This is a genomic window from Arthrobacter sp. 2762, from assembly GCF_040548745.1.
Taxonomy (GTDB): domain Bacteria; phylum Actinomycetota; class Actinomycetes; order Actinomycetales; family Micrococcaceae; genus Arthrobacter.
Genome location: NZ_JBEPSI010000002.1, coordinates 275,267 through 291,150, shown reverse-complemented (window position 1 = coordinate 291,150; position 15,884 = coordinate 275,267). Strand labels below are relative to the sequence as shown.

At 63.3% G+C, this 15,884-nt stretch carries 11 protein-coding genes; 3 read left to right on the top strand and 8 right to left on the bottom strand.

All coding sequences use genetic code 11. The features are described 5' to 3' along the window. Nucleotides 1-62: 62 nt before the first annotated feature. From ABIE18_RS05320 to nirB, 5 genes are all read right to left on the bottom strand, one after another. Nucleotides 63-1,358 carry a sugar ABC transporter substrate-binding protein gene (locus ABIE18_RS05320; protein WP_499721618.1) on the bottom strand — a complete coding sequence of 432 codons (1,296 nt, stop codon included), beginning with the start codon at nt 1,356-1,358 and terminating at the stop codon, nt 63-65. Nucleotides 1,359-1,498: 140 nt separating this feature from the next. Then, nucleotides 1,499-2,518, bottom strand: a complete 1,020-nt coding sequence (locus tag ABIE18_RS05315) for a LacI family DNA-binding transcriptional regulator (protein ID WP_499721616.1) — start codon at nt 2,516-2,518, stop codon at nt 1,499-1,501. Nucleotides 2,519-2,678: 160 nt separating this feature from the next. After that, complete coding sequence (locus ABIE18_RS05310) at nt 2,679-3,836, bottom strand: uroporphyrinogen-III synthase (protein ID WP_499721615.1); 1,158 nt, start codon at nt 3,834-3,836, stop codon at nt 2,679-2,681. A gap of 10 nt (nt 3,837-3,846) precedes the next feature. Next, nucleotides 3,847-4,881, bottom strand: a complete 1,035-nt coding sequence (cobA, locus tag ABIE18_RS05305; protein ID WP_499721614.1) for a uroporphyrinogen-III C-methyltransferase — start codon at nt 4,879-4,881, stop codon at nt 3,847-3,849. A gap of 8 nt (nt 4,882-4,889) precedes the next feature. Continuing rightward, entirely contained in the window at nt 4,890-7,520 is a 2,631-nt protein-coding gene (nirB, locus tag ABIE18_RS05300) for a nitrite reductase large subunit NirB (RefSeq protein ID WP_499721613.1), read from the bottom strand. A gap of 282 nt (nt 7,521-7,802) precedes the next feature. Here nirB and nirD point away from each other — a divergent pair, with 282 nt between their 5' ends. After that, nucleotides 7,803-8,171: a nitrite reductase small subunit NirD gene (nirD, locus tag ABIE18_RS05295; protein ID WP_442006263.1), complete on the top strand. Its 369-nt coding sequence runs from the start codon at nt 7,803-7,805 to the stop codon at nt 8,169-8,171. 21 nt (nt 8,172-8,192) lie between these two features. On the opposite strand, the gene ABIE18_RS05290 is transcribed toward nirD, so the two are convergent. From ABIE18_RS05290 to ABIE18_RS05280, 3 genes are all read right to left on the bottom strand, one after another. Further along, nucleotides 8,193-9,938, bottom strand: coding sequence for a phospho-sugar mutase (locus ABIE18_RS05290; protein ID WP_499721611.1), 1,746 nt, complete (start codon nt 9,936-9,938; stop codon nt 8,193-8,195). Nucleotides 9,939-10,038: 100 nt separating this feature from the next. Then, nucleotides 10,039-11,682 (bottom strand): glycoside hydrolase family 32 protein, encoded by a 1,644-nt coding sequence (locus tag ABIE18_RS05285; protein ID WP_499721609.1) that lies wholly within the window; start codon nt 11,680-11,682, stop codon nt 10,039-10,041. Nucleotides 11,683-11,775: 93 nt separating this feature from the next. Beyond that, nucleotides 11,776-13,377 (bottom strand): glycoside hydrolase family 68 protein, encoded by a 1,602-nt coding sequence (locus ABIE18_RS05280; RefSeq protein ID WP_499721608.1) that lies wholly within the window; start codon nt 13,375-13,377, stop codon nt 11,776-11,778. Nucleotides 13,378-13,914: 537 nt separating this feature from the next. On the opposite strand from ABIE18_RS05280, the gene ABIE18_RS05275 reads away from it, so the two are divergent. Both ABIE18_RS05275 and ABIE18_RS05270 read left to right on the top strand, forming a co-directional pair. Further along, nucleotides 13,915-14,586 carry a hypothetical protein gene (locus tag ABIE18_RS05275; protein ID WP_499721607.1) on the top strand — a complete coding sequence of 224 codons (672 nt, stop codon included), beginning with the start codon at nt 13,915-13,917 and terminating at the stop codon, nt 14,584-14,586. Next, nucleotides 14,583-15,878, top strand: a complete 1,296-nt coding sequence (locus ABIE18_RS05270; protein WP_499721606.1) for an Ig-like domain-containing protein — start codon at nt 14,583-14,585, stop codon at nt 15,876-15,878. Before ABIE18_RS05275 ends, ABIE18_RS05270 begins: the two co-directional genes overlap by 4 nt. Nucleotides 15,879-15,884 lie beyond the last annotated feature (6 nt).

Here is a 15,884-nt window from a genome sequence, read left to right as displayed (position 1 = left end):
GGGAGGTCCGACGACGACGGCAGGTGAGTGCCGCCGTCGCCGTTCCGTTCGGCTGCCGCCGGCTAGTTCTTGTAGCCGCCGTTGGACTTGATGTTGGCGTCAATCGCCTTGACCGCCTTGTCCAGGGCCGTCTTGGGATCCGCGCCGGCCAGGATGTCCTGGACAGCCTTGCCGTATTCGGTGGCGATGAACGGGTAAGCCGGGGTTTCAGGCCGCAATACCGCGTACTGGCGGGAGAACTCCATGAAGATACGGTTGGCACCGCCCTCGGCGAATGCGGGAATCAGGGCCGCGGCCTCATTGGTGGCGGGGATGCCTCCCGTTGCCTTGATGACGGAAGCCACGTTTTCCGGCTTCAGGGAATAGGACAGGTAGTCCATCGCGGCATCCATGTTGTTGCAGCCGCTGGTGACGCCCCACTGCCAGGAAGCTCCGCCAATCTTGGGACCGTTGCCCAGGTCCACGCTGGGCATGACCACCAGCTCATCTCCCAGGGCGGCCCGGGCCTTGTCGCCTGCCCAGGAACCGGTGTAGAGGAGGCCGCTCTTGTTGTTCAGGAAGTCCTGGGTGGAGTCTTTCCCGCTCTTCGTCGCCATGAAGCCCTGATCTGCCAGCCCACGGAACCACTTGGCCCATTCCACAGCTTTGTCGCCATTAAGGGCTCCGTCAGCCGACTGGTAATCCTCGCGGTTGATCAGGTCTCCGCCGAAGGACTGCAGGAACGGCGAGTATGCATAGGGCAGCCACTCGCCCGTTCCGGCAGTACCCATGTCCAACGGGTAATCCCATTTACCCAGTGCCTTGAGTTTGGTGAGCGCGTCCTGGAACTCGTCCTTCGTCCATGGTTTCTCAATGGTGGCGACACGGACGCCCGCCGCAGCGAGATCAGATTTGCGGGCAAACATGGACAAAGCGACGTCGCCGTACCCAACCGCATAGGTCTCGCCCTGCCACTTGGCAACGGTGCTGGGGAGGTTCTTGGAAAGGTCAGCGGACAGCTTCAGTGGCGCCAGGTACTTGGCCCACGCCCAGTTGGGAACGTTGGGTCCATCAATGTCCACGATGCAGGGAAGTTTCCCGGCTGACGCGGCCCCAACGACGGAATCGTTGTAGGACTCCTGCGGGAAAGCCTGCACCTTGATTTGCGCCTTCGCGCCGCTGCTTTTGTTATAGGAGTCAACGATCGCCTGGGTTGCCGCCAGTTCCTCCGGGTTTCCGGCGGCGTGGGTCCACATGGTGATCTCTTTGGGGCCGTCGCTTGTGGACGAGGAACTGCCCTTGCTGCAGGCGCCCAGGCTGCCGACGAGGGCCGCCGCAGCTATGCTGGTTGCCAGGATCCGTGTGAATCGTGTGTTCATGATTCTCAATCTTTCTGCTGTTTTTGGGTGTGGATGATTGACCCGGGTCCTTCGGGGCGCAGCCGCTGCAACGGCTGCGTCCCTTTCTTTGTGGAATCCGGTGTTGTGACGTGGTGTTTTGCGGGGGTTAGTGGTTGATGTCAGTGTGGCGGCGCCACCGAGCCCCGTTCGATGACGGGGCAGAGGAGTTTTTTCTGCCCCGGCGGCGTGCCGGGCTTTTCAATGTCGTCCAGGAGCCGGGTAACGGCCCAGCACCCCATCTCGTAGTGCGGAAGGGCAACGGTGGTCAGCCCTGGCCACAGCGCATCTGCGATGAGTTCGAGGTTGTCCATTCCCACCACAGAGAGGTCTTCCGGGATGCGGAGGCCTGCTGCGGAAGCTGATTGGTAGGCGCCCATGGCCATGCGGTCGTTGAAGCAGAACAGGGCAGTGGGCCGATCGGGTAAGGACAGCAGTTGTGCCGCTGCTTGCCTGCCGCCCACAGTGTCCGAGACCGCAGAGGCGACGAGCCGGGGATCTTCCGGCAGCCCGTTGCGAATAAGGGCGTTTCGGTAGCCCTCCAGCCGTCCGTGCGTGGCCGGGATGTCGTCAATGTTGTTGATCATCCCAATCCTCGTATGCCCGGCAGCAGCCAGGATTTCCACTGCACTTTCTGCGGCGGCGATTTCATCCGGGACCACTGAGGAGATTGAACTGTCAGCGGAGGCCGCGTCCAGCAGGACTGTAGGGACTTCGTAAAGTTCCTCGGGAACCGTGACGCCCTGGTGGTACATCCGGGCGTAAATGATCCCGTCCACCTGGTGTTGCTGGAGGGTTTGGATTTCATGTTTCTCAAGATCGTTGTCAAGCCCTGAATTGAGCACCATCAGCAGGTAGCCCCGCTGATATGCGGTTTCCTGGGCACCGCGGATCATGGCCCCGGCAAAGGGTGTGGTGGTGATTTGATCACTGACGAGGCCGATGATCTGCGAACGCTGGTTCCGCAGTCCGCTCGCCAGGCGATTGGGGGCGTAGCCCAGATCCTTGGCCACGGCCCGTACGTGTTCTTGCGTTTTGGGGTTCACGCGATCGCTCGTGGCGTCGTTGAGTGCGTGGGACACCGTGGTGATCGAAACGCCGGCAGCCTTCGCCACTTCGCGGATGCCTACCCTCGTCGTCATCGACAGTCCTTTGCAAAACGTTTTGGATGTTGTTTGGATCACACTACCTAAAACGTTTTGCACCTGTCAAGGAATGCGCCCCGCGAGAGGGCAGAATGCGGTTAAAAGCGAGAAAGCACCGCAACGTCCTGGACGTCGCGGTGCTTTCTTGGGGGCGAATCTAAGCCCGCAGCCGGTACCCGCGCTTCACCACGGTTTCTATGAGCTTGCCGTCCGGAAGCGAGGAACGCAGCCGACTGACGGTCATGTCCAAGGCGTGCACGGAACCGCGGAGGTCCAGGAGATCCGAGAGCGCTTCACGGGACAGCACCGCACCACCGGCGCCGAGCAGTGCCCGGAGCAAGAGCAAGGGCGCCGGAGCGAGTTCTACTACTTCGCCGTTGATCCGCAGGCAGCGCCCGCGGAGTTCGATGGTGGCGCTCTTGGTTTCCAGGCGGCGTACATGGTTCAGGGACAGGTGCTCCGTCACGAGGCGAATCAGTGCACCCATGCGGTAGCGGTCGGGAATGAGTGGCGTCAGCCCGGCGTCGACCAGTGGCTGTGCGGTGACGGGCCCCACGGCGGCAACCGTCACAGGCCCTTTGAGCGCTTCAATAAGCTGGCGGTACAGACCCATCTCGTGTGCGGTGCTCCACATTGCGTCCACTGCCGGGGCGCTGGTGAAGGTCAGGACGTCAAGGTTGCCGTTGCACACGGCCTCGATGAGGCGCGGCAGTTTGTCCTCGCCGTCGGGCTTGACCCAGCGGTATGGCGTTACCGTCAGGACGGTGGCGCCGGACATCCGGAGGCGCTCCAGCTGGCGCACGTCGGTGTAGCCGTGCAGCTGCACAGCAACAGTCTTGCCCCGGACGCCCTCCGCCAGGAGCATGTCCACGAGTGTCGCTGTGGTTTCGTCACTGCTGATTCCGACGTCGGCAAGCCCGGCCGCGCGGACGGCACCGCGGGCTTTGGGTCCCCGAACGAACATGCGGCAGGCCGAGAGTGTTTCCAGGAGTTGCTCGCCGATGCCGAAGGAGTCCGCTGCCTCGCACCAGCGGCGCATGCCGTAGGCCGTGGTGGCGATGCAGATATCCGGCTTGGCGGCGATGATGGTGCGGGTGTCCTCGATGAGGACCATGTCCTCCTGCACGGGCGCGATCTTCAAGGCCGGAGCATGGAGCACGCTCGCACCGCGCCGTTCCAAGGCCTCGATGAGGTCCCTGGAACGGCGATGCGAGGTGACGCCGATGCGGAAGCCGTCCAGCGGCGCTTCGGTAGCTTCTGAAACGTCCGTGGCGGTTGTGACGTCTTGGATTTCAAGGGCACGTGCAACAGTCATTGATTTACTTTCAGGCTTCAAGGAGCGAAGCCGCGAGTCGGCTCAGTTCAGCGGATGCTTCGGCATGATTACGGTTGGCTTCAGCCACCCGGACCACCTCGCCTATGACCAGCACGGCCGGGTTGCTGCAACCGGTGGCTGCCGTTTCGATCGTACCCAGATCGGCGATGGTGGTGCGCTGGCCCGGGCGGTAGCCGCGTTCCACCACAGCCATCGGCATGTCGGATTCCATCCCCGCCCGGCGCAGGCCGGCGGCAAGCTGCGGGAGGGTTCCGATGCCCATGAGGACAACGATCGTGCCCCCGAGTCCCGCCAGGTGCGTGTGTTCCTTCTCCGTCAGGGGAGCGTGTCCGGAAACCACGGTGAACATGTGGCTGACCTCGCGGTGCGTTACCGGAATTCCCGCTGCGGCCGGAACGGAGATGGCGCTCGTGACGCCGGAGACCACGCGGACGGGAACGCCAGCGGCAACACAGGCGGCCACTTCTTCGCCACCGCGGCCAAAGACGTATGGATCGCCGCCCTTGAGCCGGACCACGTTCTTGCCCAGGAGCGCAGCTTCCACCATGAGTTTTTCGATGTCACGCTGCGTGACCTTGTGGTGTCCAGGCTGCTTTCCAACGTCCACCAACTCGCCGGACGTCAGGTCTGCCAGCTCCTGGTATGGGGCCAGGCGATCGTAAAACACGACGTCGGCATCGCGCAGGGCGTCCACCGCACCAACCGTGAGGAGATCCAAGGCGCCCGGACCACCGCCCACCAAGGTCACATGACCCTCGATGCCTGGTGCCGGCTCGAAGGCAACCGGAATCCCGGCGCCGCCGCAGCGTTCCACCAACGGCTCCCAGCCGGTGTCGCCGTCGTCCACCACTGCTACCAGGAACGGACGCTCCGGAAGCGGACCGTCGCCGGGTGTGCCAGCAGGTGTGCTGAGGCGGTATACGTTGGCCCCGGCAGCCTGGTAGCGGCGAACCGCTTGGCGGGCGGCTTTTTCGGATCCCGTAACAAGGACGTCCCGGCCTGTGAGATCAATGGTGAGCTGCATGGGTTCCCCTAATTCTCTGCGCCGACGGCTTCGCGGCGGACCGGGATAGTGGAGGCGATGAGTACGCCGCCCTTTTCCTCGTTCGTTGCGGGACGGATCTGGCCGCGCTCCGGAACGAAGGAGATGGACTCGTCCTTCTGGTTGGGGGCGTTGACGAAGGAACGGAAACGGCGGAGGCGCTCCGGGTCCTTCAAGGTCTCAGCCCACTCGTCCTCGTAGGTGTCGATGTGCTTGGCCATGGCGGCTTCAAGCTCTTCGGCAATACCCAGGGAGTCGTGCACCACTACTTCCTCGACGTGCTTGATGCCGCCGTCGAGCTCTTCCTGCCAACGCGCGGTGCGCTGCAGCCGGTCGGCGGTGCGGATGTAGTACATGAGGTAGCGGTCGATGTACTTCAGCAGCGTTTCGTCATCCAGGTCCTTGGCGAGCAACTGGGCGTGTGCCGGGGTGGCACCGCCGTTGCCGCCTACGTACAGGTTCCAGCCATCAGCGGTGGCGATGACGCCGACGTCCTTGCCGCGGGCTTCTGCACACTCACGGGCGCAACCGGAAACACCCATCTTCAGCTTGTGCGGGCTGCGCAGGCCCCGGTACCGCAGTTCCAGGGCGATGGCCATGGCTACGGAATCCTGGACGCCGAAGCGGCACCATGTGGACCCAACGCAGGACTTCACCGTGCGCAGGCTCTTGCCGTAGGCCTGGCCGGATTCGAAGCCGGCGTCAACCAGTTCCTTCCAGATGTCCGGCAGCTGCTCCAGGCGGGCACCGAACATATCGATGCGCTGGCCACCAGTGATCTTGGTGTACAGGTTGTACTTTTCGGCGACCGCTGCGATGACCCCGAGACCCTTGGGAGTGATTTCACCACCGGCAATGCGCGGAACCACCGAGTAGGTGCCATCCTTCTGCATGTTCGCCAACGCGCGGTCGTTGGTGTCCTGCAGGGAACCACGGCCGGCATCCAGGACGTAGGCGGAGTGCTGGCTGGCCAGGATGGAGGCGATGGTCGGCTTGCAGATATCGCAACCGGCACCCGTGCCGTACTTGGCCATGATCTCCTCGAAGGAGGTCAGTTCCAGGACGCGGATAGCGTCAAACAACTCCTGGCGGGACAGGCTGATGTGCTCGCACAGGGCCTTGGAAACCTCGATGCCGGACTTCTTCAGTTCGCCTTCGAGGAGCTTCTTCAACATCGGGACGCAGGAACCACACTGGGTGCCGGCACGCGTGCAACCCTTGAGTTCGCCGAGCTCCTGCACGGGAGCGTTGCCCTCGCAGGCACCGCAACCGTTGACGGTGTCGCGGATGGTTCCGGCAGAGACATTGTTGCAGGAGCACAGGATTGCATCGTCCGGAAGCTCGGTCTCCGGAGCCTCGCCGCCACCGGCAGCGCTCAGGAAAGCGCCGGGTTCGGCAGGCAGTTCACGTCCCAGCAGCGGGCGCAGGCTCATGTAAGGGGAAGCGTCGCCCACGAAGATGCCGCCCAGGAGGGTCTTTGCATCGTCAGTGGTGACAATCTTCTGGTAAACGCCGCGGGCGGGGTCGGCATAGACGATTTCGAGGGAGTGTTCGGTGCGGGCAAAGGCATCACCGAAGCTCGCCACATCCACGCCGGACAACTTCAGCTTGGTGGCGGTATCGAACCCCGGGAACGTTGCCTCGCCGCCATGCAGGCGGTCCGCGACGATCTCGGCCATGGTGTTTGCGGGGGCAACGAGGCCCAGGCACATGCCCTCGAAGTTAGCCACTTCACCGATGGCCCAAATACCGTCCACCTCGGTGGCACAGAAATCGTTGATCACCACACCGCCGCGCTGGCCCAGGCTGAACAGCTGCTCTTCGCCCTCAGCTGCGCGGAAGAGGTCGTCGCGCGGCTTCACACCGATAGCCACGATGACGAGGTCCGCATCAATGGTGCGGCCGTCTGCCATCAGGACTCCGGTGACCTGGCCGTCGTCGTCCGTCAGTACTTCGGACGGGAAGACGCCGCCGTGGACCTCGAAGCCCTTCGCCTCGATCAAGCGGCCAAGCGCCTGGCCGGCGCCTTCATCCAGCTGCGTGTTCATGAGCCACGGCGCGCCGTTGATGACGATCGGAGTGGCACCCAGCTGCTCGGTACCTGCGGCAGATTCAAGGCCCAGCAAGCCACCACCGATGGTGACCGCGTTAACCTTGCGGCCCAACTTTTCGCGAAGCTCTGCAATGGCCTTGTTAATCGCCCAAACGTCCTCGAGCGTGCGGTAAACGTGGGTGTGCTCGGAACCAGGGATCGGGAGCCGGGCTGCATCCGAACCCGAGGCAACCACCAGGTGGTCATATTCGTACTTGTTGCCTGCCGCTGTGAGGACACTCTTGGCAACGGAATCAATCTTGATCGCGCGCTCCCCGGTCTTCAGCGTCAGGGCCTCGTGCTCCCACATGGCAGCATCGCCAAGGGTGAGGTCTACGTCGGTTTCCGTCAGGGCCTTGCTCAAGGCAACGCGGTCGTAGGGGAGGTGCGCCTCTTCGGTCAGCACCGTAACCTGCCAGCCTTCAAGACCGCGGTTGTACATTGCGTCGGCGAAACGGTGGGCCGCAGGGCCGCCTCCGACGACAACGATGCGGCGCGGGTTCTCTGTACTTGAAGTGTGTCCGGTCACTGGTGGGCCTTTCGCAGATGTTGCAGACGGATCTCCGCAACTTGTGCTTCCAGCCTAGGGACGGGCAGTTTCGCTTCAGTTTCCCTTTTGTTTCGTGATCTTAACTTCTGCATCACGAACGCATTTCGCGGGGTGTGAGGTCTCTTTTACGCACCGGACACAAATGCGGACCCCCGATGAAACACCCGCGCCCTAGCTTTGAAGAGTGGCCGCAAGCGTGGCCCGGTCCGGGGGAGTGAAGGTGGAAATTGCCAGCGCCCGGACACAGTGAGAGGGGCTGAAATGACCGTAATTCTGGACCGTGCCGACGAACTGACTACTACCGCCGTTGGCGAATGGCACCGTGTGTGCCTGGTGGACGAACTCGAAGTGGCCTGGGGCGAAGCGGCACTCATCGAGGGCCGGCAGGTAGCGTTGTTCCGCATCGCACCCGGCGAAGTCTTCGCCGTCGCACAGCAGGACCCGGCCACACTGGCCAACGTCATGGCCCGTGGCATCATCGGGTCCCGTGGCAGCCGGCCGACCATTGCGTCACCGCTGCACAAAGAGGTCTACGACCTCGAAACCGGTGAGTGCTTCACTGACCCGGACCTCAAGCTCGCAACCTTTGCCACCCGCCTTGTGGATGGCTACATCGAGGTTGAACTCTAAGAACCCGCCAGACTCCGGCGGCTACAAGCCCAACGCCTCGCGGACATCCCGAAGGACGTCGTCCAGGGATGTCCGCGCTGCGTGTCGTGCAGCGGGAAGCTCTGCCGCCGACTCCACAGCCTGGATGACCTCCAGATAACACTTGAGTTTTGGTTCCGTGCCGCTGGGCCGGATGATCACGCGGCTCTGGTCCCGCGTGAGGTACAAGAGCCCGTCCGTGGGCGGCAAGGATTCGCTGCCTTCAGCAAGATCGGTGAAAACCTCGACGCCGGAGCCTCCAAACGCTTCCGGCGGGTTGACGCGCAAGCGGTTCATCATGGCGTCCAGGAGCCCAAGGTCCGCCACGCGGATGCTCAACTGGTCACTCGCATGAAGCCCGTGCACCAGGTACAGCTCATCCAGGGTGTCGAAGATCGTCTTGCCCTCGGCCTTTGCGGTTGCCGCCAATTCCGCGATCAACACGGCCGCTGAGATGCCATCCTTGTCCCGGACCAGGTCCGGCGCCACACAATATCCCAACGCTTCCTCGTACCCATAGGTGAGTCCCGGGACGCGCGAAATCCATTTGAAGCCCGTGAGTGTTTCCTCATGGGCGTAGCCTGCTGCAGCCGCAATGCGTGACAACAGCCGTGAGGACACGATCGAGTTGGCGAAGACGCCTGCCCCTGGTTCTTCGCCGCCACCGGCGGCCATACGCGCAACGATGTGTGCGCCCAGGAGCGCACCAACTTCGTCCCCGCGCAGCATCCGCCAGACTCCCGTTGCGGGGTCAACCGCAGCAACCGCAGCCCGATCGGCGTCGGGATCATTGGCCAGGACGATGTCGGCACCCCGGTCCGCCGCAGCCGCAAGCGCCAGGTCCAGGGCGCCGGGCTCTTCCGGGTTGGGAAATGCGACGGTGGGGAAATCCGGGTCAGGTTCGGCCTGCTCGGCGACGAGGGTGACGTCCGTGAAGCCTGCTGCGTTCAGTACCGATACGGCTGTTTCACCGCCCACACCATGCATGGGGGTGAGGACGATCTTCAGGTCCCGCGAGGGGAAGCGCTCTGCATCCACCAGACCTGCCATCGCCGCTTGGTAGTCGGTGGCGATGGAGCTGGGAAGTACAGTCCAGCCCGCCCCGCTCAGGGCGATGGACTCCAGGGTGCCCACGGCCTCAATCTTTTCCGCAATCCGGGCATCGTACGGGGCAACGATCTGTGAACCCCTGCCGCTCTCAGTCACGGCGTGCCGGCCAAGATAGACCTTGTAGCCGTTGTCCTGCGGCGGATTGTGGCTCGCGGTGACCATCACGCCGCCGTCGCAATCCAGCGCCCTGACCGCATAGGCGAGCAACGGCGTCGGGAGTGCTGCCGGCATGAGGAAGGTCTCGATGCCAGCCGCAGTGAAGATGGCAGCTGTCTCTTCCGCGAAAATGTCCGAGTTATACCTGGCGTCAAAGCCGACGACGGCGCGTGGCCTGGTACCCGGCGCAGCTGCGGACACCGCTTCGGTCAGGAAAGCAGCCAAGCCAGCCGCTGCCCGACGCACCACCACCCTGTTCATCCGGTTGGGGCCTGGGCCGAGAGCCGCTCGAAGGCCTGCGGTGCCAAACTGCAGGGTGCCGTTAAAGCTGTCGCCCAATTCCTGGACTGCTCCTGCGTCACCGCCGCTGGCGAGGTCGGTGAGCTCAAGGAGAGCCGCCGACGTCGTGGGGTCCGGATCGTGGGAAGCCCATTCACGGGCGTCGGTGAGCAGCTGGTTAAGGGCGGCATCGCTTGATGTCATAGGGACAAAACTATCCTCATTGCCCACATCAAGGGCAACGCGGGGTCAGATATGGCCCATAAATCTGGTCGCAATGATGCATACCTGACCCCGCGTTGCTTTAGAGGGCGCGGGATCGGACGGTGAAGTCCGTGCTCCCATCCATGCTGAACAGAGAAGATCCCGTGTTGTCCCAATCCGGGAAGAAGGTGTCCGAAATAACTGCCGCCCCATCCTGGGCGAAGACCTCCACGGACGAGGAATCCAGGAGGATGCGCAGGTGGACCTTGCTGTCGCTGCCGGAGGAGGGCAGGGCAACCTCGTGATAAGGGCTGAATTTCTCGGAGAAGTTGCTGGTCCCGGCCTTGGAACGGTCAACCTTTACCGTGCGCTTTTCCTTGTTATAGGAGATACGCAGGTTTGCGCTGCCGTCAGCGGATCGGCGAAGGAGAATTCCTGCTTCCCGCGCAGAGGTAAGGTCCATTTCGAGCTCAATGAGCTGGGTACGGCTGGCAAAATCGGCGCCAAGATCTGTGTTGGTACCCTGCGGGTCGTGGCCGACGGTGAGGTTTTTGCTCTTCATCTCACCTGAGTGTTCGAGTGCTTCCCTCGCCACGCCGGCAATTGCCGATCGCAGTTCGAGCCGCTTCTGGCCCCGGACCAGGGTGAGTTCGCGAGGGATGGCCATGGACCCGCGCCACGGCGTGGTGGGAACGTGTTGCGCGTAATCCCAATTGCCCATCCAGCCAAGGAGCACAGGCTTGCCGCCGGGCGCTCCTGAGATGGAGTTTGCCGCATAGTAGTCGGCGCCGTGGTCAAGCCACTGGGATTCGGTGAGCGGGGCATCGGCGGGCGCGGCGTTTTCGGCCGTGAAACGGGTGCCGTCGAATTCGCCGACGAAGTACTGCATGCCCGAGCCACCCGCGATGCCGCCGGGGTTGATGCTCAGCAGCATGACCCACTTCTTCGCGGCGGAGTCCTCTACGTCCATCTGGACGAGTTCCGGCACCTCCCAGAGTCCGCCTTGGGCGCCGACCCCGGAGAAATCACTGAGGAAGTCCCAGTGGAGAAGATCCGTGGATTTGAACATCTTCACTACCTGCGCGTCCGCCACGACCGTGGTCATCACCCAGTATCGTCCGGGTTCGTACCAGGTGATCTTGGGGTCGCGGAAGTTGTTGTTGGTGGGCGCCAGGTTCAGGACGGGGTTGCCCTTGTACTTCTGCCAAGTGCTTCCGTTGTCCAGGCTGAAGGCCACGGATTGCGCTTGCGCACCTTGGGGGAGCGCGCCGTTCTTTCCATATGCACTGGTGTAAAGGGCCACCATGGGTGGGTTCTGCGCGGACCCCAGTCCGGACGCGTTGTTCTTATCCATCACGATCGAACCGGAGAAGATTTCCTCCTGCGGGCTCGCCTCCATGGCAACAGGCTGCTGTTCCCAGTGCACCAGGTCCGTGCTGGTGGAGTGGCCCCAGGACATGTTGCCCCACGAATTCCCGCGAGGGTTGTACTGGTAGAAGGCGTGGTAGGTCCCGTCGTGGTACACGAGGCCGTTGGGATCGTTGAGCCAGTTCTTTTCAGCAGTCAGGTGGGCTGCGGGCCGCCACGGATCCGAAGCGGATGGCCGGTGGCCGCCCGGGGTGGGGGCCGACGTCGGGCTTTCCGTTGCTGGAGCGGTGCAGGCGGCAGCGGAAAAGGCGACCACGACGGCGGCACTTGCGGCCAGCAGATGACGGCGGGAAAGGCGGGGATTGGGGTAAGTCATGGGGAGAGATCCTGGGGTTGGGGAGTGGCAGGGGTGCCGGCCCTTGTGGAGCCCGCACCCCTGCCGTGGCCTAAGGGCCGGGGGTGTTGCGGCCTACTTGTAGAGGCCTTCGCCGCCAACGCGGAGGTTGGTGGGCAGGTAGCCGAACGGGCCGAGGCCGTTCTTGCCGAAGGTACGGTCAACCTGCGTCACGCCACCCTGGAAGTTCATCTTCACGGTGGGGGACAGGGAGCCGCCGCGGACGCCGTCCACGTTGTCAATGAACGACTGCACGAGGCCGCCAGGCTGTACGTAGTGCGAGTAAGCCTGGAACTGACGACCATTCTGGCGCGGGTCCGGACCCTCCGGCGCGTTAGCCGGCATGTTCAGGTCCGTCGGGGAGCCCAGGGCCAGGCCGCTGTTGTTCACTGGCTGGAAGTCGGAGCGAACGCCGTTGCCCACGAAGCCGTAGACGCCATCCGGGCCGCGCATGCCATCGGCGTAGGTGAACTGGTGGCTGATGGTGAACAGGTAGTACTTGTTCTTGCCGTTTTCGTTCTGGATGTAGATCTGCGGACGCTCAGTCTGGTCGTTGACGCAGTTGGCGGACAGGATCGGGGGCAGGAAGCTCCACTTGGTGAGGTCCTTGTTGTCGGCCACTGCCAAGCCCACATTGGCGGTCTGGTACCAGGCACCCGTAGTGGTGTTGACCTGGTCCAGGGTCTCAGCGTGAGGATCGCCCGGACGGTAGCCGAGGTCTTCCTGCTTGCACTTGTAGTCGCCGCGAGTGCCACCGGTGTTGCCTTCGAAGACCATAAAGGTTTTGCCCGGGTGCGCCGGGTCCGCGAAGGTGTACGGGTCACGGAACGCGAAGCCCGGGTTCTGGGCCTTGTTCTGGTACATCTTTCCATCCGGCTCCAGCAGCTTGGTGTGCTCGAAGCCGTCGAAGGTCACGCCGTCCTGGTTGGCGTGGATGTTGCCCAATGCCTTGGCAATGACAGCATCCGGAGCGATGCCGCCGCCGCCAGCGTTGCGCTCGGCGACGTCGTAGAACGTGGTGGCCGTGTAGAAGACGTTGATCTTGTTGCCCTGCATGAGGCGCGTGGAGCCGGACCATTCGGTGTTGCCGATGGAGGTGTTGTCCAGGAACAGGTGTCCGCCGTAGTTCCACTTGTCCTTGGCCGGATCAGCGTTGGTCTTGCGGAAGAAGTACCCGATCCGGGCGTTCCAGTGGCGCTGGTCGAAGCCGTAGCCGGCGTGCCGGTCAGCTACCAGGGAGAAGATGACGTCCCAGCCCTTGTAGCTGATCTGGTTCGCGTTCTCGTCCGTCAGGGACCAGGTGTCCCACACCCAGACGTCGTCGTTCATGGCGGGGAAGTCCTTGGGGATTTCCGGCATGGTGACGTCGGGGCTCATGGAGTTCTGGCCCGGAGCAACGTTGGTGTTGCTCTGTGCCATGATCTGCTTGGCGTCTGCACGGGTCCATTTGGACGTGAAGTCGGCGGCGGGGTCGTACGCCTCCTGCGTGTGGACGGAGGGCAGCGGGAAGCCGGGCGTTGGTGCCGGCATGGTGTTCGACGGCGGGTCAGCCGGCAGGTTGGCCTGCGCAGCCGGCGTCACCAGCAGGATGCTGCCGGCCACGCTGGCAGCGGCTGCGAGGGCGGCTGCCTGTCGCAGCCGGCGGCGCGGCCGTTGAAGGGTTGAGTGAGTGTTCATGCTTGCTCTTCTCGCGGAGTGTTGGACTTCGTGGAGTGGGGCGCATGCCCTGGTCCCCTGTTAAGGGGCTCGCTACTACGGCGTCCGCTCGATCCGCTGAAGGCGTCTTCGAGGGACGCCATCGTTTCGAGGTGCAGCAATCCCTTGTGGGGTTCGTGCCGCGGTGGCTCCGATACGTCGACTTACCGGAACGACTCCCACGCTAGACGGGCTTCGCGGGACAAATCAAAGCACGTTTCAGAGGCCAAAACGGGTTGTCAGACATCTGTGTGCAAGCGCTTACATTTCTCAACGCGTGCGCGTGCCACATCTCTGGAGTGGAATCAAATGTTTCGTTATAAAGCAGATTTAATCTGAGAATTTGCTGTGTGTTTACTTTTGAAATGGTTCAAGTGCCGCAGCCGCTAAAGGCGTACTGGCGGGTAACAGAGGGCGTTGGTGGAGCCTTCAAATGTCCAATCGATGGACGTAAAATGTGGTAGCGACTCCGGAGCCATCAAAGGAAACCGGATCCCGCCTGGTGTGAGCTGGTGCAGCATGTGTGAGTTACCAAAGCGGCGTTGGCGGTCCTCACTGACTCCATTGCGGCTGGTCCTCGCCGTCCTTGCCCTGGCAGCGATCGTGGTGAGCTTGTTGTTTCCGGCTCTGCTCTCGGCCCTGCCCCTTGGTGCGGGCCTTTTGACCCTGGCTGTAGCCGTCCTTATGCCCGCCATCCGGGAAGTCGAACTAGGAGCTTCTCCCAGCATCAAGCTCGCGCCTGCGCTCAAAGACCGCGAAGACGAGCTTCGCAGCGTCTTCGAACGGCAGCGTGGGGACATGGAGTACTGTGCGCACTTGCTGTGCGACAACCCGGAAACTGCCCGCCGATTGCTGGAGGCTGCGTGGTCCCAGTCCACCAACGCATGGAGGGGGCCCGTGACGCCCCAACTGCGCGTCTACACGCTGTGCGTCTTCGTGGAACTCCTGAAGAAGCACGAACACTGGCTCCAGAGCCGCGAAGGCAAGAAGAAGAAGCCCAAGGCCAGTCTGAGTCCACTGGCGAGGTTGCCGTTCGACGAGAGGGTCGCCGTCGTGCTTCATGTCTTCGCGAACCTCACCGTCGGTGAGATTGCCGGGATGACTGATCGTCCCGCCCTGGACGTCGGCAAATCCCTGGCGGCTGCCGAAGAGAAAACCAACCGCCTGGCGTTGGAAGAAGGCCGGCCGTGAGGGACGCGCTGCGGGAGCGGTTGTTGTCCGAGGCCGCGATTCATGCCAAGACGCACCCGGCTGACCTGGACCGTGCCTTGGGCGAAGGCATGTCCACTGTTCGGCGACGGCTGGTGCGAACCTGGGTGGTGGTGATCGTGGCCGCGGTGCTCGTGACGGCCGGGCTGGTGGCTGTCCGCGTTTTCCTTGACCAGCCACGAGCAGTGCTGGAATCCATCGCCGTGAGCGCTCCGGCAAGCTCGCTCCATCCCGAGGCCACCCTTCAGTTGTCCGCGGAAGCCACCTACACCGACGGCACGCGACGTCCGTTACAGGAAGGCATCGAGTGGGCCTCGGACAACGTCGCCGTGGCCGGAATCACCGCTGATGGCCAGGCGACGGCGGTCGCGCCGGGTGTCGCTGGCCTGACAGCAACGGTCGACGGCGTCTCCGGACGCTTCGAGCTCAAGGTCACCCAGCCGGGAACGGCCTCGCTGACGGCCCTGCGCATCACCCCGGGTGATGCTGAGACCAGCCCTGGAGGCAAGATACCGCTCGTCGCCGAGGGAACGTACAGCGATGGGTCACTCGGGAGGCTCAACGTCACAGCTATATGGGGCTCCCGTGATCCTGGCGTAGCGACCGTGGACGGCGACGGCCTGGTCACCGCTGCCACGCCGGGCACCGCCACCATCTCCGCCTCCCAGGACGGGTTCGAGGCCACCGCACGCATCACCGTCAACACGGCACCGCCGGCCAAGCTCTCGGGCTTGGCGATCGATCCCGCCGAACTCACGATCAAGCAAGGGCAGACGCACCAATTGACCGCAGTTGCCTCGTACACGGACGGGACCACCAAGCCCGAATCCAACGTGACGTGGTCCACCGGCAACCCGAAGGTCGCAACAATCTCCGCCTCCGGACTCCTGACCGCGCAGGGCCTGGGGCAAGTGCTCATCGAAGCCAAGCACGTGGACACCGATGGCAAGGAATGGAAAGCGCAGTCGAAGGTGACCGTGGAGCATGCGGTGATTGCCGTCGTCGTGAGTCCTGCTGGTCCGCAGGCACTGGAACCGGGCGCCACAGTCCAGCTGACTGCCACTGTCAAATACAGCGACGGCAAGCCCGGGAACCCGGTCATTGCATGGGCGTCGAGTCGCCGGATCGTCGCCACCGTCAGCAATGGCTTGGTACGGGGAGGCGCCCTGCAAGGGCAGGCAATCATCACGGCCACAGTGGACGGCGTGTCCAGCAACGGAGTAGTGGTCAGCGTTGGTCCAACGCTTCCGACCCAAGGGCCGGTAAAGGGCTAAGCAGGC